Origin of the sequence: Burkholderia gladioli (assembly GCF_000959725.1) — a bacterium.
Classification (GTDB): domain Bacteria; phylum Pseudomonadota; class Gammaproteobacteria; order Burkholderiales; family Burkholderiaceae; genus Burkholderia; species Burkholderia gladioli.
In genome coordinates this window covers 1,528,003-1,554,687 of the sequence record NZ_CP009323.1, presented here as the reverse complement: position 1 = coordinate 1,554,687, position 26,685 = coordinate 1,528,003, and the positions used below count along the sequence as shown (strand labels likewise).

29 protein-coding genes are annotated in these 26,685 nt (G+C 69.6%); 22 read left to right on the top strand and 7 right to left on the bottom strand.

From position 1 onward, the window contains the following. The 7 genes from BM43_RS23905 to gspN are packed head-to-tail and all read left to right on the top strand — an operon-like array spanning window position 1 to window position 5,483. The gene (locus tag BM43_RS23905; protein WP_013696129.1) at window positions 1-492 is read left to right on the top strand and encodes a GspH/FimT family pseudopilin; all 492 of its coding nucleotides are present in this window, start codon (window positions 1-3) and stop codon (window positions 490-492) included. A gap of 2 nt (window positions 493-494) precedes the next feature. After that, window positions 495-917: a type II secretion system minor pseudopilin GspI gene (gspI, locus tag BM43_RS23900; protein ID WP_013696128.1), complete on the top strand. Its 423-nt coding sequence runs from the start codon at window positions 495-497 to the stop codon at window positions 915-917. Then, window positions 895-1,590 (top strand): PulJ/GspJ family protein, encoded by a 696-nt coding sequence (locus tag BM43_RS23895; protein ID WP_036048720.1) that lies wholly within the window; start codon window positions 895-897, stop codon window positions 1,588-1,590. The genes gspI and BM43_RS23895 overlap by 23 nt, the downstream gene beginning before the upstream one ends. After that, window positions 1,587-2,744, top strand: coding sequence for a type II secretion system minor pseudopilin GspK (gene gspK / locus BM43_RS23890; RefSeq protein WP_036048722.1), 1,158 nt, complete (start codon window positions 1,587-1,589; stop codon window positions 2,742-2,744). Before BM43_RS23895 ends, gspK begins: the two co-directional genes overlap by 4 nt. A gap of 24 nt (window positions 2,745-2,768) precedes the next feature. Further along, a complete protein-coding gene (gene gspL / locus BM43_RS23885; protein WP_036048724.1) occupies window positions 2,769-4,160 on the top strand; it encodes a type II secretion system protein GspL in 1,392 nt (463 codons plus the stop codon). Further along, complete coding sequence (gspM, locus tag BM43_RS23880; RefSeq protein ID WP_013696124.1) at window positions 4,157-4,666, top strand: type II secretion system protein GspM; 510 nt, start codon at window positions 4,157-4,159, stop codon at window positions 4,664-4,666. Before gspL ends, gspM begins: the two co-directional genes overlap by 4 nt. 46 nt (window positions 4,667-4,712) lie before the next feature. Continuing rightward, window positions 4,713-5,483: a type II secretion system protein N gene (gspN, locus tag BM43_RS23875; protein WP_036048726.1), complete on the top strand. Its 771-nt coding sequence runs from the start codon at window positions 4,713-4,715 to the stop codon at window positions 5,481-5,483. An 88-nt stretch (window positions 5,484-5,571) separates the two neighbouring features. On the opposite strand, the gene BM43_RS23870 is transcribed toward gspN, so the two are convergent. From BM43_RS23870 to BM43_RS23860, 3 genes are all read right to left on the bottom strand, one after another. Beyond that, a complete protein-coding gene (locus BM43_RS23870; RefSeq protein WP_036048727.1) occupies window positions 5,572-7,107 on the bottom strand; it encodes an efflux transporter outer membrane subunit in 1,536 nt (511 codons plus the stop codon). A gap of 176 nt (window positions 7,108-7,283) precedes the next feature. Continuing rightward, complete coding sequence (locus BM43_RS23865) at window positions 7,284-7,505, bottom strand: hypothetical protein (RefSeq protein WP_226284807.1); 222 nt, start codon at window positions 7,503-7,505, stop codon at window positions 7,284-7,286. 247 nt (window positions 7,506-7,752) lie between these two features. Further along, window positions 7,753-8,004, bottom strand: a complete 252-nt coding sequence (locus BM43_RS23860) for a hypothetical protein (RefSeq protein WP_013696120.1) — start codon at window positions 8,002-8,004, stop codon at window positions 7,753-7,755. A 160-nt stretch (window positions 8,005-8,164) separates the two neighbouring features. Here BM43_RS23860 and BM43_RS23855 point away from each other — a divergent pair, with 160 nt between their 5' ends. After that, window positions 8,165-8,626, top strand: coding sequence for a MarR family winged helix-turn-helix transcriptional regulator (locus BM43_RS23855; protein WP_013696119.1), 462 nt, complete (start codon window positions 8,165-8,167; stop codon window positions 8,624-8,626). Window positions 8,627-8,793: 167 nt separating this feature from the next. Here the strand turns inward: BM43_RS23855 and BM43_RS23850 are convergent, their stop codons facing one another. After that, the gene (locus tag BM43_RS23850) at window positions 8,794-9,738 is read right to left on the bottom strand and encodes a LysR family transcriptional regulator (RefSeq protein ID WP_036048730.1); all 945 of its coding nucleotides are present in this window, start codon (window positions 9,736-9,738) and stop codon (window positions 8,794-8,796) included. A 140-nt stretch (window positions 9,739-9,878) separates the two neighbouring features. Here BM43_RS23850 and BM43_RS23845 point away from each other — a divergent pair, with 140 nt between their 5' ends. The 12 genes from BM43_RS23845 (at window position 9,879) to BM43_RS23790 (ending at window position 22,753) form a co-directional block, all read left to right on the top strand. Further along, the gene (locus tag BM43_RS23845; RefSeq protein ID WP_036052918.1) at window positions 9,879-10,394 is read left to right on the top strand and encodes a CidA/LrgA family protein; all 516 of its coding nucleotides are present in this window, start codon (window positions 9,879-9,881) and stop codon (window positions 10,392-10,394) included. 10 nt (window positions 10,395-10,404) lie between these two features. After that, window positions 10,405-11,124 (top strand): LrgB family protein, encoded by a 720-nt coding sequence (locus tag BM43_RS23840; RefSeq protein WP_036048732.1) that lies wholly within the window; start codon window positions 10,405-10,407, stop codon window positions 11,122-11,124. 324 nt (window positions 11,125-11,448) lie between these two features. Beyond that, complete coding sequence (gene fliL / locus BM43_RS23835) at window positions 11,449-11,943, top strand: flagellar basal body-associated protein FliL (protein ID WP_036035189.1); 495 nt, start codon at window positions 11,449-11,451, stop codon at window positions 11,941-11,943. Window positions 11,944-11,960: 17 nt separating this feature from the next. Beyond that, window positions 11,961-12,959, top strand: coding sequence for a flagellar motor switch protein FliM (gene fliM, locus BM43_RS23830; protein ID WP_025097292.1), 999 nt, complete (start codon window positions 11,961-11,963; stop codon window positions 12,957-12,959). Continuing rightward, the gene (fliN, locus tag BM43_RS23825) at window positions 12,952-13,389 is read left to right on the top strand and encodes a flagellar motor switch protein FliN (protein ID WP_025097291.1); all 438 of its coding nucleotides are present in this window, start codon (window positions 12,952-12,954) and stop codon (window positions 13,387-13,389) included. The genes fliM and fliN overlap by 8 nt, the downstream gene beginning before the upstream one ends. Next, the gene (fliO, locus tag BM43_RS23820; protein ID WP_036035183.1) at window positions 13,386-13,994 is read left to right on the top strand and encodes a flagellar biosynthetic protein FliO; all 609 of its coding nucleotides are present in this window, start codon (window positions 13,386-13,388) and stop codon (window positions 13,992-13,994) included. The genes fliN and fliO overlap by 4 nt, the downstream gene beginning before the upstream one ends. A 2-nt stretch (window positions 13,995-13,996) precedes the next feature. Further along, a complete protein-coding gene (fliP, locus tag BM43_RS23815) occupies window positions 13,997-14,836 on the top strand; it encodes a flagellar type III secretion system pore protein FliP (RefSeq protein ID WP_088555425.1) in 840 nt (279 codons plus the stop codon). Between the two features lie 10 nt (window positions 14,837-14,846). After that, window positions 14,847-15,119 carry a flagellar biosynthesis protein FliQ gene (fliQ, locus tag BM43_RS23810; RefSeq protein WP_013696110.1) on the top strand — a complete coding sequence of 91 codons (273 nt, stop codon included), beginning with the start codon at window positions 14,847-14,849 and terminating at the stop codon, window positions 15,117-15,119. A gap of 55 nt (window positions 15,120-15,174) precedes the next feature. Beyond that, window positions 15,175-15,954: a flagellar biosynthetic protein FliR gene (gene fliR, locus BM43_RS23805; RefSeq protein ID WP_036048734.1), complete on the top strand. Its 780-nt coding sequence runs from the start codon at window positions 15,175-15,177 to the stop codon at window positions 15,952-15,954. 391 nt (window positions 15,955-16,345) lie between these two features. After that, entirely contained in the window at window positions 16,346-18,358 is a 2,013-nt protein-coding gene (locus BM43_RS23800; protein ID WP_088555424.1) for a site-specific DNA-methyltransferase, read from the top strand. Window positions 18,359-18,402: 44 nt separating this feature from the next. Further along, the gene (locus BM43_RS23795; RefSeq protein ID WP_013696107.1) at window positions 18,403-21,447 is read left to right on the top strand and encodes a type III restriction-modification system endonuclease; all 3,045 of its coding nucleotides are present in this window, start codon (window positions 18,403-18,405) and stop codon (window positions 21,445-21,447) included. A 202-nt stretch (window positions 21,448-21,649) separates the two neighbouring features. Next, on the top strand, window positions 21,650-22,753 hold the full coding sequence (locus BM43_RS23790) for a hypothetical protein (RefSeq protein WP_036048735.1): 1,104 nt from the start codon (window positions 21,650-21,652) through the stop codon (window positions 22,751-22,753). 398 nt (window positions 22,754-23,151) lie between these two features. Here the strand turns inward: BM43_RS23790 and BM43_RS23785 are convergent, their stop codons facing one another. Continuing rightward, complete coding sequence (locus BM43_RS23785; protein ID WP_036048737.1) at window positions 23,152-23,943, bottom strand: anti-sigma factor; 792 nt, start codon at window positions 23,941-23,943, stop codon at window positions 23,152-23,154. Next, window positions 23,940-24,455 carry a sigma-70 family RNA polymerase sigma factor gene (locus BM43_RS23780; RefSeq protein WP_036052922.1) on the bottom strand — a complete coding sequence of 172 codons (516 nt, stop codon included), beginning with the start codon at window positions 24,453-24,455 and terminating at the stop codon, window positions 23,940-23,942. The genes BM43_RS23785 and BM43_RS23780 overlap by 4 nt, the downstream gene beginning before the upstream one ends. Window positions 24,456-24,647: 192 nt before the next feature. Between BM43_RS23780 and BM43_RS23775 the strand changes: the two genes are divergently transcribed. Both BM43_RS23775 and BM43_RS23770 read left to right on the top strand, forming a co-directional pair. After that, complete coding sequence (locus tag BM43_RS23775) at window positions 24,648-25,736, top strand: catalase family peroxidase (RefSeq protein WP_036048738.1); 1,089 nt, start codon at window positions 24,648-24,650, stop codon at window positions 25,734-25,736. Continuing rightward, on the top strand, window positions 25,733-26,263 hold the full coding sequence (locus tag BM43_RS23770; protein ID WP_013696103.1) for a cytochrome b: 531 nt from the start codon (window positions 25,733-25,735) through the stop codon (window positions 26,261-26,263). Before BM43_RS23775 ends, BM43_RS23770 begins: the two co-directional genes overlap by 4 nt. 52 nt (window positions 26,264-26,315) lie before the next feature. On the opposite strand, the gene BM43_RS23765 is transcribed toward BM43_RS23770, so the two are convergent. Next, window positions 26,316-26,591 carry a hypothetical protein gene (locus BM43_RS23765; protein ID WP_013696102.1) on the bottom strand — a complete coding sequence of 92 codons (276 nt, stop codon included), beginning with the start codon at window positions 26,589-26,591 and terminating at the stop codon, window positions 26,316-26,318. Window positions 26,592-26,685 lie beyond the last annotated feature (94 nt).

Below are 26,685 nucleotides of genomic sequence, written 5' to 3'. Positions count from 1 at the left end.
ATGCGAACCACCGGCACGACCTCGCTGCGTTTCCCGCCCCGGCGGATGCGTGGCTTCACGTTGCTCGAGATGCTCGTCGTGCTCGTGATCGCGGGGATCCTCGTGTCGGCGGCCACGCTGACCATGCATCGCAATCCGCGCACCGACCTGCGCGAGGAAGCCCAGCGCGTGGCGCTGCTGCTCGAGAGCGCCGGCGACGAGGCGCAGGTGCGCGCGCGGCCGATCGCCTGGCAGCCCACCGACAACGGCTTCCGTTTCGACGTGCGCGGCGAGGACGGCTGGCGCCCGCTGCGCGACGACCTGTTCCGGCCGCGCAACTGGGACGGCGGTGTGACCGGCGCGACCATCGACTATCCCGGCTCCGACACCGAAGTGCATCGCATCGTGTTCGGCACCGAGCCGGTCGACACCCCGGTGCGCATCACGCTCTATTCCGCGGTCGGCAGCGCGACGATCGTCGGCACCGGCAACGGCCGCTACGAGGTGCGCTGACCATGTCCACCCCGTTCCGTCCATCGCGCGGGGCCCCGCCTTCGCCGCGGCGCCGCGCGCGCGGCTTCACCATGATCGAGGTGCTGGTCGCGCTGGCGATCATCGCGGTCGCGCTGGCCGCCTCGATCCGCGCGGTCGGCACGCTGGCCAGCAATTCCGGCGCGCTCAACGATCGCCTGCTGGCGAGCTGGAGCGCCGACAACGCGCTCGGCCAGCTGCGCCTCGCGCACGCCTGGCCCGAGGTCGGCGAGGAGGAGTTCGACTGCTCGCAGGGCAACCTCGCGCTGACCTGCACGCAGAAGGTGAAAACCACGCCGAACCCGGTGTTCCGTCGCGTCGAGATCTCGGTACGCAAGACAGGCGAGGCCAGCGTGCTCGCGCAGATGGTCACGGTGGTCGCCAATGAAACCAATCGCTCGCTCTGAGCGCCGCCGCCCGGGCGGCCCGCGCGCGTCACGCGATTCGCGCGGCTTCACGCTGATCGAGATGCTGATCGCGATCACCATCCTGGCCGTGCTCGCGCTGCTGTCCTGGCGCGGGCTCGACCAGGTGATCCGCGGGCGCAATCACGTCGAGGCGGTGATGGAGGACGAGCGCACCTTCGCGCAGATGTTCGACCAGATGCGCATCGACGCGCGCCGCGCCGTCAGCGACGACGAGGCCGGCCAGCCGCCGGTGCGCGTGGTCGGCAACACGCTGCAGATCGTGCGCCGCTTCGATACGCCGGGCGGCGCGCCGCGCATCCAGATCGTGCGCTACCTGATCAGCTCCGGGCGCGTGGTGCGTTACGCCTCGCCGCCGGTCTCCGACGCGCGCGTGCTGCGCAGCATGCTGGCCGACGGCGGCGTGGACGGCTGGAGCTCGGTGCCGCTGATGCGCGGCGTGGGCGCGATCACGGCGCGCGTCTACGTGCCGAAGGTCGGCTGGACCATCAACATGCCGACCGCCGACGACGCGCTCGCCAAGAACAACGACGCGCTCAAGCAGCCGATCGTCGGCAACGGGCCGCCCGAGCGCTCGGTCACGGGGCTCGAGGTCGGCATCGGCGCGACCTCGCTGCGCGTGCCGATCAAGCGCGTGTTCCTGGTCGGAGAATGACGATGCGCGCGCCCTTTTCCGTCTCCCCTTGCCTGTCTCGCGTCCGCCGGCGCCGCGTCGCGCGGGCGCCGGCCTCGCGCGCGCATTCGCGCGGCGTGGCGATCATCAGCGCGCTGCTGGTGGTGGCGCTCACCGCGATCCTGGTGTCGGGCATGCTGTGGCGCCAGGAGGTGCAGATCCGCCGCATCGAGAACCAGCGCCTCCTGATGCAGGCGCAATGGGTGGCGCGCGGCGCGCTCGACTGGACCCGCATGATCCTGCGCTCCGAGGGCGACACGGCCCCCGGCGTGACCTATCTCGGCGGCATCTGGGCGGTGCCGATCGCCAAGACCAGGCTGTCCGACTTCCTCGGCAAGATCGGCGTGACCGATGTCTCGGGCGACGACGACACCTACCTGTCCGGCGATATCGAGGATGCCCAATCGCGCTTCAACCTGCGCAACCTGGTGTCCTCGCCGGCGCCGGGCGTGCTGCAGATCAATGCCTCCTCGGTCGCCGTCTTCAAGCGCCTGCTGGTGTCGCTGTCGATCGACTCGACCCTGGCGGTGCGCGTCGCCAAACAGATCCGCGCCGGCCTGCGCTATTCGGCGACGCGCTTCCAGAACGCCAACCCGCCCGGCACCGGCAACGCGCCGGTGGTCGCGCCGCAGGGCGACAGCACGCTGAACTCCGGCAATCCCGACCCGGGCTTCGACAACGGCGACAGCACCGACGCCGGCGCGGGCGCCTCGCCGCTGATCCCGACCAGCGTCGACTCGCTGCTCGACGTCAACGGCGTGACGCCCGAGATCGTCGAGAAGCTGCGGCCCTTCGTGACGGTGCTGCCGTCCACCACGCCGGTCAACCTCAATACCGCGCGCGCCGAGGTGATCGCCGCGCTGCTGCCGGGGCTCTCGGTGTCCTCCGCGCAGACGCTGGTGGCGCGCCGCGAGAACGTGTTCTTCCGCAACGTCGGCGATGCGCAGCTCGCGCTGCAGGCCACCGGTGTGCCGAACACGCTGCTGGACCCGACCCAGATCGACGTGACGTCCAGTTATTTCATCGTTCACGGTCATATTGAGCACGGGCGCGCGGAAATCGACCGCACCTCGCTCGTGTATCGTGACCCCACCACGCACACCACGCGCGTGGTCCGGGTTTCCGATCAGCTATAACAACGCCATCCGGGAGAGGAGCTCTTGAGCACGTTGATTGTTGTTTTGCCGCCGCGCGAACCGGCCGTGCCGCTGGCCGAGTGGCAATGGCCCGAACTGTCGTTCGCGCTCGTCGACAAGAGCGGCCACACCCAGCGCGCCGGACGCAGCTCGCTGGCCACTCTGCCGCAAGCCGCCTCCACGGTGCTGGTGGTGGCCGCGCGCGACCTGCTGCTGCTGGCCGCCGCGGTGCCCGCCGTGAAGGGGCCGAAGCTGCGCCAGGCGCTGCCGAACATCGTCGAGGATTACGTGATCCAGGACGCGCAGGCCTGCCATATCGCCGTCGACCCGGTCGCGCTGCCCGACGGCCGGCGCGTGCTGGCGGTGATCGATCGCGAGTGGTTCCGCTTCGCCATCGAGGCCTTCACCACCGCCGGCCATCGCGCGATCCGCGCGGTGCCGGCGATGCGTTGCCTGCCGCAGCCGGCCGGCGCCACGCTCGCGCCCGCCGCCGAGGCGGCGCTGGCCGGCGAGGACGGCGCGGGCCTCAGCGAGGCCGCCGTGATCTCGCCCGAGGACACGCCGGAAGTGAGCGATGGCGAGGCGCCGCGCGCACCGATCGTCGCCGCCATCATGGCGCGCATCGAATCGATGCCGGTGGACGAGGCGCTGTCGATCGCGACCGCGCCGCGCGTGGAACTGGCGATCGCCCGCGGCGCGCTCGGCGAGGGCCTCACCGCGCCGGCCGCCTCGGCCGGCTCGACGCTGGCCGCGCTGACCGCGGGCGGCCCGTTCGAGCTGTACCAGCTCGGCGCGCCCGGTGCCGAGCCGCAACTCGCCTCGATCACGCCGCCCGCCGAGCCCGACGCGATTCCCGGCACCACGCCGCTGCCCTTCGACATGTTCGCCCGCCGCGCGCTCGAGACGCGCTTCAACCTCTGCCAGTTCGATTTCGAGATCGTGCCCTGGCGCTTCGACCGTGCCACGCTCACGCGCCTGAAGCTGCCGGCCGCGCTGGCGGTGATCACCCTGCTGGTGGCGGTGGTCGGCATCAACATTCACTGGTGGCGCCTGGCGCGCGAGCGCGACGCGATTTCGGCGCAGATTACCGAGACGCTGCTGACGGCCTTCCCCAAGACCACCACGGTGCTCGATCCGCCCGCCCAGATGACGCGCCAGATCGACCAACTGCGGGTGGCCGCCGGCGAGCTCTCGCCCAACGACTTCCTCGCGCTGGCCAGCGGCGTGGCCCGCTCGCTCGGGCCGCTGCCGGCCAACGGCATCGCCTCGCTCGACTATCACGACCGCCGGCTCGACGTCGGCTTCAAGCCCGCCATCAAGGTCGATCCCGACTTCGGCGCGCGCCTGGCGCGTAACGGCCTGTCGGGCGAGATCGACAGCAGCACGGGCAAATGGACCATCCGGAGCGGATCATGAAGGCGGAACTGACCGAAACCCTCACCCAGTTCTGGGACGAGCGCAATTCGCGCGAGAAGCTGCTGCTGGGCTGGGGCGGCGCCCTGCTGGTGGCGGTGGTGCTGTATTCGGTGCTGTGGTCGCCGGCCGCCGAGAACAGCGAGAAGATCGCCACCGCGCTGCCGGGCATGCGCCTGCAGCTCGCGCAGATGACCGAGCAGGCCAACGAGGCGCGCTCGCTGGCCGCCGCCGCGCAGGGCGTGGCGCCCACCGGCATCGCGCTGCGCGACGCGCTGACCAGCTCGCTGTCCGATCACGGCTTCGCGGCCGCGCAGGTGCAGGTGGTCGGCAACGGCGTGCAGATCCAGCTCAAGAACGCCGCCTTCCCGGCCTGGACGCAATGGGTGGACGACGTGCGCAAGCAGTTCAAGGTGCAGGTGGCCGAGGCGCACGCCACCGCGCTGAAGGAAGACGGTCAGGTCGACCTGACCGTGGTCATGCAACCCTCGAGCGCGAACAACAAATGAGCTTCAGCATGAAGATGGCTGCCGTCACGGCGGAGGCCGCACGCCGATGACGGTCTGGATGAGAGTTCGCGCGGCGCTGCCGTGGCTGGTGGTCGGCGCGCTGGCGAGCCTGGTGATGATCGTCGCGCTGCTGCCGGCGGCCTGGGTCACGCCGCAGTTCTCGCGCGCCACCGGCGGCCACGTCAACCTGGTCGATCCCGACGGCTCGCTCTGGCACGGCTCGGCCACCCTGCTGCTGGCGCCGGGCAGCGACCGCAGCGCCTCCACCCTGCTGCCGGGCCGCATCGAATGGCGTACCGCGTTCTGGCCGCTGTTCACCGGCCGCGTGCAGATGCGGATGCGCCAGACCCAGGCCATGCCGGACGCGATCACCATCAACGCCAGCCTGCGCGGCGCCACCGTCTCGGCGGGCGCGATGGCCGTGCCGGCCTCGCTGCTGGTGGGGCTCGGCACGCCGTTCAACACGCTCGACCTGCAGGGCGACGTGCGGATCGGCTGGAGCGACTGGCGGCTGTTCGGCCAGGACGTGTTCGGCCAGCTCACCATGACCATCAACGACGTCAGCTCGCGGATCTCGATCGTCAAGCCGCTCGGCTCCTATCGCGCGGTCTGGCAGGCGCAGGGCGCGAATTCGACGCTCGACCTGTCGACGCTCAAGGGGCCGCTGTTCCTGGAGGGGCACGGCACGTTCGCCGGCCATGCTTCGTCGTTCACCGGCACCGCCCGCGCCGACGACGCGCAACGCGAGAACCTGGCCGGCCTGTTGAACCTGCTCGGCCATCCGATCGGCCCGGGCACGGTGTCGCTGACCTTCTGACCGTCGATCGACGGGATCGCCCCGAATGCAAAAGCGCCGACGGTGTGATGCCGTCGGCGCTTTTTTCGTGTTGCCGCCGGTCCTTGCCTCAGCGCTGCGCGACCGGCGTGCCCGCGGCGGCCGAGGCGGCCGACGGCGAGGAGGCCGCGACGGGCGCTTCCACCGAGCCCGTCTCGCGGTCCATCTGCGAGACGTCCCAGCCGCCGCCCAGCGCCTTCACCAGGTTCACCGACGACACCATGCGATTGCCGTTCAGCACCACCAGTTGCTGCTCCGCGTTGAAGGCGGTGGTCTGCGCGGTCAGCACGCTCACGTAGTCGACGGTGCCGGCCTTGTACTGGTTGGTGACGATGTCGAGCGCGCGCTGGGCCGAATCGACAGCCTGCCGCTGCACCACGATTTCCTGCTCGAGGATGCGCAGCGAGGCGAGGTTGTCCTCCACGTCCTGGAACGCGCTGAGCACGGCCGCGCGGTACTCGGCCACGTTCTGGTCGTAGGTCGCGCGCGCGGCTTCGGTCTGCGCCGAGCGCAGCCCGGCATCGAACAGCGTGGCCGCTAGTTGCGGGCCGACGGTCCAGACCCGCGAGGGCAGCGAGAACAGTTGCGACCAGGCCGAGCTCTGCACGCCGCCGCTGGCCGACAGCGTGAGGGTCGGGAAGAAGGCGGCGATCGCCACGCCGATCTGCTCGTTGGCGGCGGCCGCGCGGCGCTCGGCGGCGGCCACGTCGGGGCGCCGCTCGAGGATCGCCGAGGGCACCACGGCCGGCGTGCGCGGCGGCTCGGCGGTGAGCGGCATCGGCGCCAGCGAGAAGCTCGAGGCCGGCACGCCGATCAGGGTGGCGATCGCGTGCTCGTACTGCGCGCGCGCGATGCCGTTGTTGATCGCCGAGGCCTGCGCCGATTGCAGCTGCGTCTGCGCCTGGATCACGTCCGAGCGCGCGGCCACGCCCTGCGCGTACTGGTTCTGGGTCAGCGTCAGCGAGCGCTGGAACGAGGCCACCGTGTCGTCGAGCAGCTTCTGCGCGGCGTCGGTCTCGCGCAGCTGGAAGTAGGTTTGCGCCAGGGTGCCCTGGGCGGACAGGCGCGCATTGGCGAGATCCGCGGCGGCGGCCTGCTCGCCGGCCTTCTGCGAGCTGACGCTGCGGCTCACCTTGCCCCACAGGTCGAGTTCCCAGGAGGCGTCGAGCCCGGCGTTGTAGGAAGTGCTGTTGGTGCGGCCGGTCTTGAAGCCCTGGACGGTGCCGCCCGGGCTGCCCGAGCGCGTGCCGCCGGCGCTCACGCCGACGGTCGGGAAGTACGCGGCGCGCGCCTCGGCCACCAGCGCGCGGGCCTGGCGATAGGCCGCCGCGAACTGCGCGACCGTCTGGTTCGCCGTGTTCAGCTTGCTCATCAGGTCGTCGAGCTGCGGATCCTGGTAGATGCCCCACCAGGGGCCGCGATCGCTGCGATCGTCGGGCTGCGCGACCTTCCAGCCTTCCGGCGCTTCCTTGTAGGAGGCCGGCACCGATACCTCGGGACGATGGTAGTCGGGACCGACCGCGCATCCGGCGACGAGCACCGCGACGGCCGTTGCCACCGCGACGCGCAGCGCGTGATGCGCACGCAAGGGAAGAACTGGCTGCATGACTGGATTCCTGTCTGGGCACGCCCGCATGCGGGGCGACGAACGATGCGGCCGACGGCGCGGCTGCGCGCGGCCTGGCCGAAATGGTAACTGACGAACGCGGGAAACACGATCGGATCAGCCGTAAGGTTAAGACGTGGCGGCGAGCCGATGTGTTACCGGCGCGGGTTGGCTGGTTACCGGCGATTACGGCGCCGAAAGCTGGCGAGCCGAACCAGCATCGCCGCAATCGCAAGGCTGGCGACCAGCATGGCGCCGATCAGGATGCCGCCTTCCCCGTGGATACCGAGCCTTGCCATGGCATCGAACAGCAGTTCGAAGGCGCGCCAGCCGGCGCCGCTCTGGAACCAGTCGTCCAGCGGCGAATTCGCCACGCCGAGGTAGATCGGGATCGTCAAGACGAGCGCCAGGAGCAGTTGGTGGAGGGCTTTCACTGGACGATGAGCCGGCCGGGATACTTCATTGCGGTTCCCGGGATTCGAGGACAGGCCACTCTATGCGTCTCTCACATCCCGAAAAACGATCTGGATCAGGAACGACGGGGAACCAGCCTGGAAGCAGGCGGGAAGATTCGGCATCACGAATGGACGCCTGAAGCGGATGAGGATGATGAGGGAAGCTCGGCGCCGTAGCGGGCCGGCAGCCTCAATGCGTGCAATGCGGCGGGTGCAGACGAAGCGCGAGCCGCCACGAGGACGGCTCGTCGGAGGTGGCGGCGGCATCCTTGGCGCGCTGGCGCCGCTGGTCGATCCAGGCGAAACCGAGTGCCGCCAGCGAGCCGCCCGGCAGAACCAGCATCGCCACCATCAACGCAAGCTTCCAGCCGCGCGGGGAGCGGGCCAAGAGGGGACGGGCGTAGCGGCGCAGGGCGCCGGCGATCTGGATCAGGTACGGCATGACGAACTTCCTCGGAGTAGCGGATCAGGCAAGGGTGGGCATGGTGCTCGCGGATGTCTGAATCGGGATTGATTGCCTGAAATAATATTGACCAAGCAAGCAATTTTCAAGATACTGGGCGCGGTTTTCTCCTGGAAACAACAGATTTCCCTTCCGCGCGATGGCTCCCCTCTACGACCCCGCCAACATCGAGCTCGAGACCAGCGTCGGCCATTACCTGTCGCGGGCGCGGCAGGCCTTCGTCGAGCGCATGGACCAGGCGCTGGCCCCGCTCGGGCTGACCGCGCAGCAGATCGGCGTGATGCTGCTGCTGGCGCGCGGCGAGGCCGGCACGCCGCTGGAGCTGTCGCGGCGGCTGTCCTACGACAGCGGATCGATGACGCGCATGCTCGACCGGCTGGAGAAGAAAGGCCTGCTGGAGCGGCGCCGCAGCGCCTCGGATCGGCGCGTGATCGAGCTCGGGCTGACCGGGCCGGGCCGCGCGGCGGCCGACGCGCTGCCGGGGTTGATGGCGGGCGAACTCAATGCGCAGTTGGCCGGTTTCTCGGCCGACGAGCTGCAGACCATGACGGCGCTGCTGCAGCGCTTCATCGCCAACGCGCCGCTGCCCGCCGGCACCTGAGACGCGAACGTCGCGCGCGTCGCCCGGTACTTCACGCCTTCCCGTGCCCCCTGAAAGGGGGCATTTCCGTTTCGGCACCCGGCGGATCGGATTCGCGCAAACCCTCGATATGCCTGTCGCGGCAGCAATCGACCCGACATCGACGCGATACCGATCGGTATCTCCCCTCAGCGCGACCCGCCCTCGCTCGGCCAGGCGCGCAGGCTGTCGAAGGCCAGGTCGTCGTCGGTATCGACCGGGCCTACCTCACGCGCCACCTCCAGCCAGGCCCGTGCCGCATGCGAGAGGTAGCCGCGCCGCTTCCAGGCCGCCGCGATCGACCAGTCGATCTCGGGCTCGACGATCGGCCGGCAACTGAAGCGCGCCGGATCGAGCCGGCGGCAATACGGCGCCGGCAGCAGCGCGATGCCCACTCCGGCATGGACCAGCGCGGCCATGAAGTCCCAGTGGCCGCTGCGGCTCACGATCGAGGGCGTGAAGCCGGCCTGCGCGCAGGCGTCGAGCACGGCCTGGTGCAGCGCCAGCGCCTCGGCGTAGAACACGAAGGGTTCCTCGGCCAGGTCGGCGAGCGGCACCGTGTCCTCCTGGTCCCAGCGCGAGCCGCGCCGCGCCACCAGCCAAAGCGGCGCGCGCACCATCCGCAGCACCTCGAACACGGCCGGATCGACCGGCTCCAGCACCCCGCCCAGCTCCAGCTCGCCCGAGGCGAGCGCGGCCTCGATCATTCGCGCGCCCTGCTCGAACAGCTTCAGCTCGATGTTCGGATAACGCTGCCGGAACGCGGCGATGGCCGGCGTGAAGGCGGCGCCGCCCAGCGGCGGGATGCCGATCGTGAGCTCGCCGCGACCGAGCTCGGCCAGGTCGTCGAGCTCGGCCTGCAGCTGGGCCTGCGCGGCCAGCACGTCCTGGCCGCGCTGGAACACGATCCGGCCCGCGTCGGTCAGCACCATCTGGCGGCTGTCGCGCAGCAGCAGCGGCGTGCCGATCTCGTCCTCGAGCGCCTTGACCATCTTGCTGATGGTCGGCTGGGTCACGAACATCTGTTCGGCGGCCGCCGTGAAGCTCTGCTGGCGGACCACCTCGACGAAATAACGCAGCGCGCGCAGCTCCATGCGGCCTCCGATATGAGCCAGGGATTCCCGGGATGATGAATTCCGATCGGGAATGGTTTCGATGGAAACAAGTCATTTTATTTATGACAAGGCCGATCCTATACTCGGCTCGTCCTGTCGATCAAGTCGTGCCGCGCATCATGTCCGAGCTCCCGTTGGCCCCGCCTTCCACCCCCTCCCCCGACACCGCGCAGCCCGTGGCGGCGGGCCTGCCGCCGGCGCTGGCGCGTGCCGCGCGCGTGGTGCTGCAGGCCACCGCCCTGGCGGCCTTGTGGACGATTGCCGACCAGTTGGTGCGCATCTGCCGGCTGCCGGTGCCGGCCGGCATCGTCGGGCTCGCCGTGCTGCTGGTCCTGCTGATGACGGGCCGGGTCCGCCCGGCCGCGGTGAGGGACGGCGCGAACTGGCTGCTCACCGACATGCTGCTGTTCTTCATCCCGGCCACCGTCGCCGCGGTCCAGTACGGCGGACTGTTTCGCGCCGAGGGCTGGCGGCTGGCCCTGGTGGTGGTGCTCGGCACGATGCTGGTGATGGGCGCGGTGGCGCTGGCGGTCGAGCGGGCGGCCCGCTTCGAGCGGCGCCTGGCGCTTTCGCGTGCCATGCGAGCCGGCTCGCGAGAGCGCAAGCCGATCATCCCGATCCGCGGCCAGGCCTGAGGACAGCGCCATGAACCTCGACCTCGCCCAGCTTTCGCCCGCGGCCAGCGGCGCGCTGTCCGCGCTCTGCCTGGCCGCCACCATCGCCCTTTACCTGGCGGCGAAACGCCTCTACGCGAAGCGCCCCAGCTTGCTGTTCTCGCCGCTGGTGATGGTGCCGGCGCTGCTGGTGGCGGCCATCGCGCTGAGCGGCATCCCCTATGCCGTCTACTTCCACGACACGCGCTGGCTGATGTGGCTGCTGGGCCCGGCCACCATCGCCTTCGCGGTGCCGATCCACGAATACCGGCACCTGATCCGCCGCCACTGGCTGTCGCTGTCGGTGGGCGTGACGGTCGGCATCGTGGCCGCCGTGGGCGGCTCGCTGCTGCTGGCCAGGCTGCTGCACCTGTCGCCCGAGCTGCAGCGCAGCCTCGCGGTGCGCTCGATCTCGACGCCCTTCGCGCTGGCCGTCTCGGACCGCCTGCATGCGCCGCGCGACCTCACCGCGCTGTTCGTGATCGCCACCGGCCTGTGCGGCATGCTGCTCGGCGAGCTGATGCTGGCGGTGCTGCCGCTGCGCTCGCGGCTGGCGCGCGGCGCGCTGTTCGGCGCGGCCGCGCATGCGGTCGGCACCGCCAAGGCGCGCGAGATCGGCGGCGAGGAAGGCGTGGTGTCGAGCCTGACGATGATGATCGCCGGCGTGGCGATGGTGCTGCTCGCGCCCCTGCTGGCGCACCTGCCCGTCTAGGGAGCGATCGCCTCGTCGGCGCCGGTCGACGGGCTGGCACCTGTCGCGCCGATTCCACATCGGCGGGAGACAATCATCACTTCGGCGTCGCGACTGCGTAATCGCGTGCGCCCGGCGGCGGCCCTCGCCACCGCCGCGAGCCCCGCCGGGCCTGCCTGGGGCACGCTCCCGGCCTCCCCGCTGCCGCCGCCCTTGCCGCGCGCCGCGTGCGTTCCCCGATTCGACAAACCAGCGAGATGGACGCAAATCCCCCCTCTGTTCTTCCCATCGCGCAACAGTCGGTCCGCTGACAATCAGGCTACGAGTCATCACGTAAGCAAGCTCATGGCCACCACGACCGCCTCCGCTTCACCCGAACGCCCGCCCACCGGCAAATTCAAGCGCATCGTGCTGTTCGCGCTGATCGGCCTGGTCATCGCCGCCGCGGGCGGCGCCGCCGCCTGGTACTTCCTGCTCAGGCACGAAGGCCCGGCCGCCGCGCATGCCGCACCGCAGTCGCTGGCCACCCCGGTGTTCTTCCCGCTCGAGTCGATGACGGTGAACCTGCAGTCCGACGACGGCCTGCACTACCTGCGCATCGGCCTGACCCTGAAGCTCACCGATCCGACCGCCCAGGACTACCTGACCCAGCACATGCCGGAGATCCGCAGCCGCATCCTGCTGGCGCTGTCGAACAAGCATCCGGAGGATCTCGCCACGCTCGACGGCAAGCGCGAGCTGGCCGACGAGCTGCGCACCCTGATCGAGCAGCCGACGCAGCCGGGCAATCGCAGCGCCCGCGTCGACGCGGTGCTGTTCACCGATTTCGTCGTCCAGTAAGCCGCCAAGGGAGCGCCATGGGCCACGAAGAATTCATGTCGCAGGAGGAGGTCGATGCCCTCCTCAAGGGCGTCACCGGCGAGATCGATTCGACCGACGAACCGGTCGATACCTCGGGTGTCCGCCCCTACAACCTCGCGACGCAGGAACGGATCGTCCGCGGCCGGATGCCCGGCCTGGAGATCATCAACGATCGCTTCGCGCGCCTGCTGCGCGTCGGCATCTTCAACTTCATGCGCCGCACCGCCGAGATCTCGGTCAGCCAGGTGAAGGTGCAGAAGTACAGCGAGTTCACCCGCAACCTGCCGATCCCGACCAACCTGAACCTGGTGCACGTCAAGCCGCTGCGCGGCACCTCGCTGTTCGTGTTCGACCCGAACCTGGTGTTCTTCGTGGTCGACAACCTGTTCGGCGGCGACGGGCGCTTCCATACCCGCGTCGAGGGCCGCGATTTCACGCAGACCGAGATGCGCATCATCAGCAAGCTGCTGCACATGGTGTTCGAGCATTACACGGTGGCCTGGAAGAGCGTGCGGCCGCTGCAGTTCGAACACGTGCGCTCGGAGATGCACACCCAGTTCGCCAACGTCGCCACGCCCAACGAGATCGTGATCGTCACGCAGTTCTCGATCGAGTTCGGCCCGACCGGCGGCACCCTGCACATCTGCATGCCCTACTCGATGATCGAGCCGATCCGCGACGTGCTGAGCTCGCCGATCCAGGGCGAGGCGCTCGAGGTCGACCGCCGCTGGGTGCGTGTGCTGTCGCAGCAGGTGCAGGCCGCCGAGGTCGAGCTGACGGCCGACCTGGCCGAGGTGCCGACCACTTTCGAGCGGATCCTCAACCTGCGGGTGGGCGACGTGCTGCCGCTCGACATCGGCGACGCGGTGACCGCCAAGGTGGACGGCGTACCGGTGATGGAATGCGGCTACGGGATTTTCAATGGGCAATACGCGCTGCGCGTGAACCGCATGATCGGCGCGAGCGATACGACGAAGGAAGGTGGATATGACTGAGCTGAACCCGACGCCCGACGGCAAGCAAGCGGGCGCCGACGCGGCGGACGAAGCCATGGACGACTGGGCTGCCGCGCTCGCCGAGCAGAACGAGCAGCCGATCGCCTCCGGCGCGACCGGTGCCGGCGTGTTCCAGCCGCTGTCGAAGGCGGCCTCGAACTCGACGCACAACGACATCGACATGATTCTCGACATCCCCGTCAAGATGACCGTCGAACTGGGCCGCACCAAGATCGCGATCCGCAACCTGCTGCAGCTCGCGCAGGGTTCGGTGGTCGAGCTCGACGGCCTGGCCGGCGAGCCGATGGACGTGCTGGTCAACGGCTGCCTGATCGCGCAGGGCGAAGTGGTGGTGGTGAACGACAAGTTCGGGATCCGCCTGACCGACATCATCACGCCGTCCGAACGGATCCGGAAGCTGAATCGATGAAGCGTTCCGCCGTTCGCGCCCTGCCCGAGCGGCGGGCCGGCTCGCCCGTCGCCGCGCGCCTGGCGGGAGCGGCCGCCACGCTCGCCGGTGCGGCGCTGCTGGCGCCGGCCCTGGCGCGCGCGGCCGACATGAACGCCGTCAACCATCCCGCCTCCTATGCCTCGGGCAGCGTGGTCGGCTCGGCCGTGCCCTCGCTGGGCGCCGGCGCGGTGCTGCAGACCATCCTCGGCCTCGCGGTGGTGATCGGCCTGGTGTTCGCCTGCGCCTGGCTCGCGCGGCGGCTCGGCTTCCAGCCCGCCCGGCGCGGCGGCACCCTGAAGGTGGTGGCCAGCGTCGCGGTGGGCGGCAAGGAGAGCGCGACGGTGGTCGAGGTCGGCGACACCTGGCTGGTGCTGGGCGTCGCGCCCGGCAATGTACGGCTGCTGCACACGCTGCCGGCCGGCACGCCCGGCGTGGTGGCCGGCGGCCCGGCGACGACGGCGACGGCAACGACCGCGCCCGAGCAGGACGCCGCCTTGTCCGGCACGTTCGGCGAGCGTTTTCGCAGCGCGCTGGGCGGCGAAGTCGCCAGGCGGCTGGGTGGGCGCTCCCGCAAGGATTCCTGAAGATGATGTCGTATCGATCGAGCGCGCGCGCCGCGCTTCGCCCCTTCTTTCGCCCCTTCGCGGCCGCGCGTCCGTCCCTGGCGGGCTTGCGCCGCGTGCTGCCCTGGCTGGCCGCGCTGCTGCCGCTGGCCGCTCTCGCGCTGCCCTCGCTGGCCCATGCGCAGGCGCAGGGCCTGCCCGCCTTCAATACCAGCCCCGGCCCGAACGGCGGCACGACCTACTCGCTGAGCGTGCAGACCATGCTGCTGCTCACGATGCTGTCGTTCCTGCCGGCCATCGTGCTGATGATGACCAGCTTCACGCGCATCATCATCGTGCTGTCGCTGCTGCGCCAGGCGCTGGGCACCACCACCACCCCGCCCAACCAGGTGCTGGTGGGCCTGGCGCTGTTCCTCACCCTGTTCGTGATGTCGCCGGTGCTGGACCGCGCCTACACCGACGGCTACCAGCCGTTCTCGGCCGGCACCCTGCCGATGGACCAGGCGGTGCAGCGGGGCCTGGCGCCCTTCAAGACCTTCATGCTCAAGCAGACGCGCGAGAGCGACCTCGCGCTGTTTGCGCGCATCGCCAAGGCGCCGCCGATGCAGGGCCCCGAGGACGTGCCGCTGCCGCTGCTGGTGCCGGCCTTCCTGACCAGCGAGCTGAAGACCGGCTTCCAGATCGGCTTCACGATCTTCATCCCGTTCCTGATCATCGACCTGGTGGTGGCGAGCGTGCTGATGTCGATGGGGATGATGATGGTCTCGCCGACCACCATCTCGCTGCCCTTCAAGCTGATGCTGTTCGTGCTGGTGGACGGCTGGCAACTGCTGATCGGCTCGCTCGCGCAGAGCTTTACCTGAGGACGATGCGATGACGCCCGAATCCGTCATGACGCTGGGCCACCAGGCGATGATGATAGGCCTGCTGCTGGCCGCGCCGCTGCTGCTGGTGGCGCTGGTGGTGGGCCTGGTGGTGAGCCTGTTCCAGGCCGCCACGCAGATCAACGAGTCGACCCTGTCGTTCATCCCCAAGCTGCTCGCGATCGTGGTGACGATGGTGATCGCCGGCCCCTGGATGCTGTCGACCATGCTCGACTACATGCGCGACATCCTGATGCACGTGGCCACGCTCGGCACCAGCTGAGCGCGTCCGCCGCCCTGCCCGCTCCCTTGGCCATTCCCGCTCCTTCCACGCGCCGATGTTCACCGTCACCTACGCGCAACTGAACGTCTGGCTGACCGCGTTCCTCTGGCCCTTCGTGCGGATCCTCGCGCTGGTGGCCACCGCGCCGCTGATCGGCCATGCCTCGGTGCCGGCGCGCGTGAAGATCGGCGTGTCGGCCCTGGTGTCGATCGCGGTGGCGCCCGCGCTCGGACCGCTGCCGCAGGCCACGGTGTTCTCGGCCGAGGGCATCTGGATCCTGGTCAACCAGTTCCTGATCGGCGCCGCGCTCGGCTTCACCATGCAGATCGTGTTCGCGGTGGTGGAGGCGGCCGGCGACTACATCGGCCTGCAGATGGGGCTCGGCTTCGCCAGCTTCTTCGATCCGCACAGCGGCAACACGCCGATGCTGGGCCGCGTGCTCAACGCCTTCGCGATGCTGGCCTTCATCGCCTTCGACGGCCACCTGCAGCTGATCGCCGCCCTGGTGCAGTCCTTCGATATCGTGCCGATCTCCGCGAACCTGCTGCGCGCAGCCGGCTGGCGCATCGTGGCCGGCGCCGGCATCAACGTGTTCTCGATGGGCCTCTTGCTGGCGCTGCCGGTGGTGGCCGCGCTGCTGATCTCGAACCTCGCGCTCGGCATCCTGAACCGCGCCGCGCCGCAGATCGGCATCTTCCAGGTCGGCTTCCCGGTGCTGATGCTGGTCGGGCTGCTGCTGGTGCAGCTGATGATCCCCAACCTGATGCCGTTCTTCTCGCACCTGTTCGACGACGGTTACGAGATGATGGGCCGCGTCGCGGCGGGCTTCCGTTAAAATTCGGCTCGCGTTGCGCGAACCGGCATCCCTGCCGGCCGTCCCGTTCCCCGTCTCGCCAGTTCCCGCGCCCCGGTTCGCCCGCGGCGCGCCGGGCCCGGCGCGGCGCCGGTGAGGCGAGGCGGCCGCCGTCCCGGCCTCGCGCCCCCGAACAGTCGTCCGGCCCCGCCCGGCTCGCCGTGCCCTCGCGCGGCGGCGGCCCGGGAGCCGGGCGCGTCCCGTGGTCCTCCGTTCCCCTCGCGACCCGCCACGTCCCTGCCCGCGCCGATGCGTCGACATGCCGATGCACCGATGCGCGGCCGGGCATGGCGGACGGCCTCGACGGCCCGCCGTGGCGGCGCCGGGGAACCTCGGCAGCGGCGCGCCACTCATGCTTTACATGGAAAACACGATGCGAAAGATCGAATCCGCCAGTCCCGAGGCCCGCTCCGCGGATCTCGCGGCGGACAACCTCGAACGGCTCCGGGCCCTGTTCCCGGAAGCGGTGACCGAAGGCCCGCAGGGCCTCGCGCTGAACCTCGAGGTGCTCAAGGCGCTGGTGGGCGAGCGCACCGTCGCCGAGGCCGACGAGAAATACGGCCTGGCCTGGCACGGCAAGCGCCGCGCGCGCCAGCTCGCGCTCACGCCCTCCACCGGCACGCTGCGCCCCTGCCGCGAGGAGAGCCTGAACTGGGACGGCACCCGCAACCTGATGATCGAGGGCGACAACCTCGAGGTGCTCAAGCTGCTGCACAAGAGCTACGCGGGCTCGGTCAAGCTGGTCTATATCGATCCGCCGTACAACACCGGCAAGGAGTTCGTCTATCCCGACAACTTCACCGACAGCCTGCGCCACTACCTTGCGCTGACGGGCCAGGCCGCGGGCGGGGTGAAGCTCAGCAGCCATACCGAGGCGAGCGGCCGGTTCCATACCGACTGGCTCAACATGATGTATCCGCGCCTGAAGCTGGCCTTCGACCTGCTGGCCCGCGACGGCCTGATCGCCATCCATATCGACGAGCACGAACTGCACGCGCTGGTGCTGGTGATGCGCGAGATCTTCGGCGAGGAGAACGAGCTGGGCGTGGCGGTGTGGGACAAGCGCAACCCGAAGGGCGACGCGCGGGGCATCGCCTACCAGCACGAATCGATCGTGCTGTTCGCGCGCGACGCCGAATGGCTGTTCGAGCATGCGCCGCTCAAGCGCCCCAAGCGCAACGCGCAGCGCATGCTGGACGCGGCCCACGACGCGATCGCCGACACCACCACCATCGCCGAGGCGACCCAGGCCTACCGCGCCTGGCTGCGCGCGCAGACCACGCTGTCGGGCGGCGAGGCGATGTACGACCGGCTCTCGCCCGAAGGCCGCGTCTACCGCCTGGTATCGATGGCCTGGCCGAACAAGAAGCGCGCCCCCGACGACTACTTCATCCCGCTCACGCACCCGGTGACGGGCAAGCCCTGCCCGGTGCCCGAGCGCGGCTGGCGCAACCCGCCCGCCACCATGCGCGAGCTGCTCGACAAGGGGCTGATCGAGTTCGGCGCGGATGAAAGCACCCAGCCGCAGCGGATCTATTTCCTCGACGAGAACCTGCACGAGAACGTGCCCTCGATCCTGCCCTTCGGCGGCTCGGACGATGCGCGCCTGAAGGCACTGGCGATTCCCTTCGACCTGCCCAAGCCGACCGATTTCGCGGCCTCGCTGGTGAGCTGGCTGACCGGCGACGACGACCTGATCGTCGACTGCTTCGCCGGCTCCGGCACCACCGCGCACGCGGTGATGGAGGCCAACGCGGCCGACGGCGCGCGCCGGCGCTTCGCGCTGGTGCAGCTGCCCGAGCCGCTCGATGCCGGCAACAAGGACCAGAAGGCCGCCGCCGAGTTCTGCGCGAAGCTCAAGCGTCCCGCCAACCTGGCCGAGATCACCAAGGAGCGGCTGCGGCGCGCGGCCGAGCGGATCCTCGGCGAGCATCCCGAGGCGGCGCTCGACCTGGGCTTCCGCGTGTTCCGGCTCGATTCCACCAACGTGGTGGAATGGGACCCGCGCGGCGCCAACGTGCAGCAGTCGCTGCTCGACGCGGTCGAGCACATCAAGGCCGGCCGCACCGACGCGGACCTGCTCGCCGAGCTGACCATCAAGCTCGGCCTCGATCTGTGCGCGCCGGTCGACACCCTGCCGGTGGCCGGCAAGCAGGTGCACGTGATCGACGGCGCGATCGTGGCCTGCTTCGCCGCGCGCATCGACCGCGGCGAGGCCGAGGTGCTGGCGCAGGGCATCGTCGGCGTGCTCGATGCGGTGGATGCGCCGCCCCAGCACGACGTGACCTGCGTGTTCCGCGACGGCGCCTTCGTCGACGACGTCGCCAAGGTCAATCTGTCCGCGATCCTCGAGCAGCACGGGATCCGCTCGGTGCGGAGCCTCTGATGACGCGCAACGTGTTCGACGCGCAGTCGGCCGGCGCGCCGATGATGGAACTGCATTTCGAGGCCGATCTCGACTACCAGCTCGAGGCGGTGGATGCCGTCTGCGACCTGTTTCGCGGGCAGGATGCGCATCGCGCGGCGTTCAGCGTCGAGGCGGCCGACGCCGCTGGACAGACCGGCGACGGCGACACCAGCATCGCGCGGCAGATGCCGATTGGCGTGGCCGAGAGCGCGCTGGCGGTCGGCAACCGGCTCGCGCTCGATACCGCGGCGCTGGCGCGCAACCTCGCCGAGGTGCAGGTGCGCGGCGGCCTGGCGCCCTCGGGGCCGCTGGTCTCGACCGACTTCACCGTCGAGATGGAGACCGGCACCGGCAAGACCTATGTCTACCTGCGCACCATCTTCGAGCTGCACCGGCGTTACGGCTTCACCAAGTTCGTGATCGTGGTGCCCTCGGTGGCGATCAAGGAGGGCGTGCACAAGACGCTCGACATCACGCGCTCGCATTTCCGCCGGCTCTACGACGGCGTGCCGTTCGACTACTTCCTGTACGACTCCGCCAAGCTCGGCCAGGTGCGCCGCTTCGCCTCCAGCGCGACGGTGCAGATCATGGTCGCGACGGTGGCCGCGATCAACCGCAAGGACGTCAACAACCTCTACAAGCCCAGCGAGAAGACCGGCGGCGAGAAGCCGATCGACCTGATCCGCGCCACCCGGCCGATCCTGATCGTCGACGAGCCGCAGAGCGTGGACGGCGGGCTGGAAGGCCGCGGCAAGGAGGCGCTCGACGCGATGGCGCCGCTCTGCACGCTGCGCTATTCGGCGACCCACGCGGACCTGTACCAGATGGTGTACCGGCTCGATGCGGTGGACGCCTACGAGCGGCGCCTGGTCAAGCAGATCGAGGTGGCCTCGGCCACCGTCGAGGACGCGCACAACAAGCCCTATGTGCGGCTGGTCTCGGTGAGCAACCGGCGCGGCACCATCGCCGCGCGCGTCGAGCTCGACGTGGCCACGCCCGCCGGCGTCGAGCGCCAGACCGTGACGGTCGGCGACGGCGACCTGCTCGAGCGCGTGACGCGCCGCGGCGTGTATGCCGACTACCGGATCGGCGAGATCGACACCACGCGCGGCAGCGAGTTCGTCGAGCTGCGCTATCCCGGCGGCGAGGCCTTCCTCGCGCTCGGCGACGCGCATGGCGACGTCGATCCGCTGGCGATCCAGCGCGAGATGATCCGCCGCACGATCCGCGAGCACCTGGACAAGGAGCTGCGCCTCAAGCCGCTCGGCGTGAAGGTGCTGTCGCTGTTCTTCGTCGACAGCGTCGATCGCTATCGCCGCTACGAGCCCGGTGGCGTGGCGCTGAAGGGCCCCTACGCGGAGATCTTCGAGGACGAGTACCGGCGCGCCGCGAAGCTGCCGATCTACCGCTCGCTGTTCGCCGGCTTCGATCCCGAGCTCGACGTGGCCGCCGCGCACGACGGCTACTTCTCGATCGACCGCAAGGGCGGCTGGACCGAGACCAGCGACAGCAATGCCAGCGGCCGCGAGAACGCCGAGCGCGCCTACAGCCTGATCATGCGCGAGAAGGAGCGGCTGCTGTCCTTCGCCACGCCGCTGCGCTTCATCTTCTCGCACTCGGCACTCAAGGAAGGCTGGGACAACCCGAACGTGTTCCAGATCTGCACGCTGCGCGATATCCGCAGCGAGCGCGAGCGGCGCCAGACCATCGGGCGCGGGCTGCGCCTGGCGGTCGACCAGCGCGGCGAGCGCGTGCGCGGCTTCGACGTCAACACGCTGACCGTGGTGGCCACCGAGAGCTACGAGCAGTTCGCCTCGAACCTGCAGAAGGAGATCGAGGCCGATACGGGGATCCGCTTCGGTATTGTCGACACGCACCAGTTCGCGGTGCTGCCGGTGATCGACGCGCAAGGCGCGAGCGCGCCGCTGGGCGTCGAGCGTTCGGCGGCCTTGTGGACGCATCTGCACGAGGGCGGCTTCATCGACGCGCAGGGCAAGGTGCTCGATGCGCTGAAGATCGTGCTCAAGGGCGGCGTGCTGCCCTTGCCCGAAGCCTTCGAGCCGCTGCGGCACCGGATCGTCGAGTTGCTGCGCAAGCTGTCCGGGCGCCTGGACGTGCGCAATGCCGACGACCGCCGGCTGCTGGTGCCGCGCCTGGACGCGAAGGGCCAGCCCGTCGTGTTCGGCGAGGCGTTCCGCGCGCTCTGGGCCCGCGTGCAGGCGCGCACCACCTATCGCGTCAGCTTCGACGACGCCGCGCTGGTGGAGGCCTGCGTGGCCGCGCTGCGGGCCGCGCCCGAGGTGCCGCGCGCGCGCCTGCAATGGCGCAAGGCCGACATCTCGATCGGCAAGGCCGGCGTGGAAGCTACCGAGACGGCCTCGGCCGGCACGGTGGTGCTCGACGAGGGTGAGATCGCCCTGCCCGACCTGCTCACCGAGCTGCAGGACCGCACCCAGCTGACGCGGCGCACGCTGGCCGCGGTACTGACCGGCAGCGGGCGGCTCGACGAATTCCGCATCAACCCGCAAGCCTTCATCGCGCTGGTGGCCGATGCGGTGAACCGCTGCAAGCGCGAGGCGCTGGTGGACGGCATCGCCTACAAGCGGATCGGCGACGGCGTGGTGTGGCCGCTGGCGCGCTTCGTCGACGAGCCGGTGACGGGGTATCGCAAGGATCTGCGCGAGGACGCGGGCAAGTCGATTACCACCGCGATCGTGGTCGAGTCGGCGGCCGAGCGTGCCTTCGTGGATGCGCTGGAGGCCAGCCCGGCGGTGACCTTGTACGCGAAGCTGCCGGCCTGGTTCCGGATTCCCACGCCGCTGGGCGACTACCGGCCCGATTGGCTGGTGCTGGTGGAGCGGGCTGGGGCGCCGGACCAGTGTTATGTGGTGGAGATGGACAGCCAGGCCGACGACACCGAGCCGCGCGGCCGCGAACGGCGCAAGGTCCGCTGCGGGGATGCGCATTTCAAGGCGATCGCGGGGGCCGAGGGGCCGGTGCACTTCGTGCGGGCGCGCACGGTGGATGATCTGCTGGGTGTGACGGGGCAGCGGTCGTTCGCGTTTTAGGGGGGCGCGGCGGCTGGCGGGATGGCCGGCGCCGCGCCTTCCCTCTATCGTCCGTCATCTCAGGGATACAGCCCCTATATTCAAGGATTCGGGCAGATTCGCATGCCCGTTTTCCGCTTCCGATTCATCGGGCTCAGGCGTTCACCATTCGGTTCACACTCGAAAACATCGTCATTTTGTTTTCGATGCGAGCCGCACCGCCATGAGCCGATTCGACCTGCCCACCACCTCCGTCTCCCCCTGGTCGGCCCCGACCACGCCGGCTACGCACACGGCCCATACGCCGCCGGCGCCGCATCCCGGGCAGGCCAGCAGCCAGGGCGGCAACGCCGCGCTCTCGGGCCTGCAATCACGCCGGCATGCACGGGCGCAAGCCGACGAGGCCAAGCTCTCGCCCATCCTCCAGCACGTCCTCGATCCTTCGGTGAACCCTTACGCTGCGCATCCCAGCGATTCGCACGTGATGCTGAACTTCGCCGCGCCCGTGGCCGAGCCGCCCTCGCGCACCGCCGCCAGGCAGTTTCAGCAGAAATTCCAGCAGGCGGCACTCGATGCGCCGGGCAGCGTGCGCGCCAGCCGTCACGACCTGGGGCTGTCCGAGCACCGGCTGACGATGATCGATATCGGTGGCGAGGGCCAGAAGACCGAGGATGGCGAGGAACTGATGCGCAGCGGCAATGCGCATGCGATCAACGTCAACGCGCAGACGGTAGGTTCGCCCGGCGAGTTCCACCTGCAGGCCGAGCCGGGCGGACAGCCGCAAAAGACCAGTCATTTCGAGATTCCGAACCTGGTGCGGCCGGCGAAATCCTGGCCCGGGCCCGGCGAGAAGGCCGAAGGCTTGTTGCCCTTCGCGGATGGTTTCTCCAGCATGACGATGACCGAGGGCGCGCCCGTATTCGGCTATCACGTCAACGAGATGTCACGTGTGACCTCGAAAAAGGGCTGGATGATGCTGGCCGTGGACGAGAGCTTCGAGGACAGGATTGGCGAATTGGCGCACAAGCACAACGGCGATGGGACCGTGTGGAGCTTCCCGCCGAAGGACGGCACCATGAACCGTTACGTGATTCCGCCGAAAGCGGCGCTGGAAGGGGGGGCCGCTGGCGACTACAAGGCGATGTGGAGCGAGGCGTCCGCGCATGACGCGTATGACGTGGCACAGACCATCGCCTTGCATCAGGCCGGTAGCCTATCGCTGGATGAGGCCAGGCAGGCCGCGCCGGGGCTCAAGGACGCGCATGGGGAGATCGATTTTTCGAGGCTGGCGGCTGGCAAGGCTTCGGTGAAGCATGACGAGCTGTGAGCCGGGGCTGATCCGGGCTTTGCGGGCTTGCACAGTATTCCGGACCCGTTGTCCACGCAGTTATCCACGCCCCTGCGTATCCCCACAGCTTTTGTCGGGGTCGTATACACAAATAGTAGTAGTTAACAAAAGGCGTCCATTGCTGTGGATAACCGCGTTTACGCCTTTTCGATCAGCGCTGTGCCGTCCGCATAACCGTGCCGGTGCGATGTGCACAGCTCCCGGCAACACAGAACAACTTGCCGCACAGCCTGTGCGTATCTGTGTTTTGCCCAATCTGTCCACAGACTATCCGCTGTGGTTCGCTGTGCCGCGAAGACGAGCGAAACCGCGTCAGCCAAGGCTGACGGCCGGTTTCAAAGGTGAGGAAAGTCGGTTTGAGGTGAGGCTGGGAAGAATCAGCCGCGCACCGTTTCGAGCGCCGTGGTGAGCGCCGCGCCATTCACGCCGTCGGTGGGCGCCACCAGCGCGTAGTTGTAGCCCTGCTGCGAGCCGTATTGCGCGAGCAGCGCGCCGTCGCGGCGCGTGCCGTTCTTCAGCAACTGGCGCTGGCCGCCGGGCGGGCGCACGTAGAAGCTGACCGCGTGACCCTGGTCGTCCTGGTAGAGCACCATCGCCGAAGGCCCGTCCTCGGTCGCGAACAGGCGCCCGCCCACCGGCGTGAAGCCGGCCCGGGCCAGGTCGGGCAGCCGGATCGTCGAGCCGACCGAGCGCTCCAGCCAGGCCTGCAGCTCCTCCGGCCGGTGCGTGGCCAGATCGAAGCGGGCGCTGCGGTTCACCACCACCATCCGGTAGGCGGCCAGCGCGTCGCCCATCGGCCGGATCGGCGTGGCGACCGCGGCCAGCGTCGCGTCCGGGCCGCCCTCGAGCTGCCAGCCACGCGCCATCCAGCCGCCGCCGCCGCCGATCGCCACGCTCAGCACCAGCGCGGCCGCGACCGCCAGGCGTCCACGCAGCCGCGCCTGGCGGCGATCGCGCAGCAGCGCGGGATCGAGCTCGCGGCTGGCCGGCGGCAGCGCCAGGCCGTCGATGGCGGCGCGCAGCGCCTGCGCGTCGCGGCGCCACTGGCGCACCTGCTCGGCGCGCTCGGGGTGGCTCGCCAGCCAGCGTTCGACCGCCGCGCGCTCGTTCGCGTCGAGCCGGCCGTCGACATAGGCGTGGAGATCGTGGTCGTCGGGCGGAATGTTCATTTCATCAATCGCAGCTTGGGGGCGGAGGTTTCGCCGTCGCCGAGCGCGCGCAGGGCGGCGCGGGCGCGCGACAGGCGCGACATCACGGTGCCGATCGGCACGTCGAGCAGCTCGGCCACCTCGCGGTAGCTGAAGCCCTCCACCGCGACCAGCAGCAGCAGGCTGCGCTGCTCGGCCGTCAGCTTGGCGAAGGCGTCGAGCATCGAGCGCGCCTCCACCTGGTCCTCGGCCGAGGGCCATTGCGGCTCGTCGTCCTCGCCCAGGCGCCCCAGCAGCCAGGCATAGCGCTTCGCGCTGCGGCGCGAGTCGAGGAACTGGCGGTACAGGATCGTGAACAGCCAGCTGCGCAGCGCGTGTTCGTCGCGGCGGTCCGCCCAGTGGATCAGCGCACGCTCCAGCGTGGTCTGCACCAGGTCGTCCGCCGCGTGGACGTCGCGGGTCAGCCATAGCGCGAAGCGCCGCAATCGCGGCAGCAGTTCGCGCAAGGAGTCGTCGAGATCGGCAGATGGCATGGTGGGCCGCCGGGTGGCGAGCATGGATACCGACGTGAGACGCCGGCCGCTCGACTTTATTCCATTTCCAAGTCGAAGGTGGCTGGCGTCAGCGGGATCCGGCAGGAGGAAATCCGCGAGGGCGATGGAATAAAATCGGGCGCCGTTCGTCTCATACCCGTCCCCAAACGATTTCAAGGTCAGGAGCAGTCCATGACGCATCCTCCCCCCAATTCCCCGCGCGGCGGCGGCGCCTGGCGCTGGGCGCTGATCGGCGGCACCGTGGTGGTGGCCGTCGCCGCGTTCGGCTACACCGGCGGCTGGCTCGCGCCGCACCGGCTCACGTCGGCGCGCATCGTCGACGCCCTGCAGGCCAACGGCGGCCTGCACGCGGGCTTCCGCCGCAATCACGCGAAGGGCATCTGCGTGACCGGCTACTTCGAGAGCAACGGCGACGGCGCGGCCTGGTCCAGCGCGCCCTTCTTCGGCGCCGCGACGCGCACGCCGGTGGTGGGCCGCTTCGCGGTGCCGGGCGGCAACCCCTACGCGCCCGATACCAGCGTGCCGATCCGCAGCCTCGCGCTGCGCCTGACCGCGCCCGACGGCGCGCAATGGCGCACCGGCATGAACGCGATGCCGGTGTTCCCGGTGGCCACGCCCGCCGCCTTCTACGCGCAGACCGTGGCCACCCGCCCCGATCCCGCCACCGGCAAGCCCGATCCGAAGAAGGTCGCGGCCTTCTTCGCGACGCATCCGGAGACGGCCGCGTTCCGTGCCTGGGTGAAGACGGCCAAGCCGAGCGCCAGCTTCGCCACCGAGAGCTACTACAGCATCAACGCCTTCTACTTCGTCGATCCGCAGGGCATGAAGCACGCGGTGCGCTGGCGCGTGGTGCCCGAGCAGACCGACGGCGGCGTGGCGAGCGGCCCGAACGTGCTGGACCCGGACCTCGAGGAACGGCTCGGCAAGGGCCCGCAGCGCTGGCACTGGCTGGTGACCTTCGCCAACCCCGACGATCCCGTCGACGACGCCACCCGGCAATGGCCGGCCGATCGCAAGACGATCGACATCGGCACCCTGGTGCTGGACCGCGCCGAGCAGCAGGACAGCGGCCCGTGCCGCGACATCAACTATGATCCGACGGTGCTGCCGACCGGCATCGAGGCCTCCGCCGATCCGCTGCTGGCGGCGCGCTCGGCCGCCTATGCCGATTCCTATCGCCGGCGCACCAGCGAGGAAGCCGAGGTGCCCGGTTATGCCCGGGGCGGCGCGCCCAATCAACCTGCCCCGGAGGCCCAATGATGAAGACCGGATTCAATCCGCTTGCGAGGCTGCTGCATTGGCTGATGGCCGCGATGATCCTCGCCATGCTGTTCATCGGGGTGGGAATGGTCAGCTCGGTTTCGGCGCGTCACGCGGTGCTGATCGCGATCCACAAGCCGCTCGGCATCGCCATCCTGGTGCTGGTGATCGTGCGGCTGGTGGTGCGCTTCAGCAAGCGTCCGCCGGCGTTGCCGGAGGACCTGCCGGGTTGGCAGCGCGCGGCCGCGCATCTGTCGCATTGGGTGCTGTATGCGCTGATGATCGCGATGCCGCTGATCGGCTGGGCGATGCTGTCGGCGGGCGGTTATCCCGTGATGCTCGGCGGCGGCGTGCAATTGCCGGCGCTGATGGGCGCCGATCCGATCGCCTTCGCCTGGCTGCGAAACGCGCATGAGCTGCTGGCCTTCGTGCTGTTCGCGACGGTGGTGCTGCACCTGGCGGCTGCACTGTTCCATGGCTTGATTCGCCGCGACGGCGTGTTCGGGAGCATGGCGCGCGGGCGTTGAGTTCAACCGCTCGATGGTGCAAGTGAAATTACGCCCGCTTTTGCGGGCGTAGTTATTTGGTCGGCGTCGCGACCAGCCGCGAAATCACGATGACGATCATCGCTGAAACGATCAATGAAATCGTGAGCAGGAACAGGATCAATACGTTGTCCTGCGATTCGCAATTGGTGGCGCCGGTCAGGCGAAACAGCCAGTCGAAGAAGCGGCGCACCGAGGCGTCGTCGTACACGGGCGCGAGCCGCGGCGAGTTGTAGAGCCAGCGGCTGGCCGCGAGCGACAGCGCGAGCGTCGCGAGAACCTGCGCGAGAGAGGTCAGCAAGCGCTTCATGGGCGAGCCTGCGATTGGACATGGGCGGAATGGCTAGTCGGTCTGACAGAGAGGTTCCGCGCCGCGTTCCGTTCGAATCGGCTCGATTTGTGCC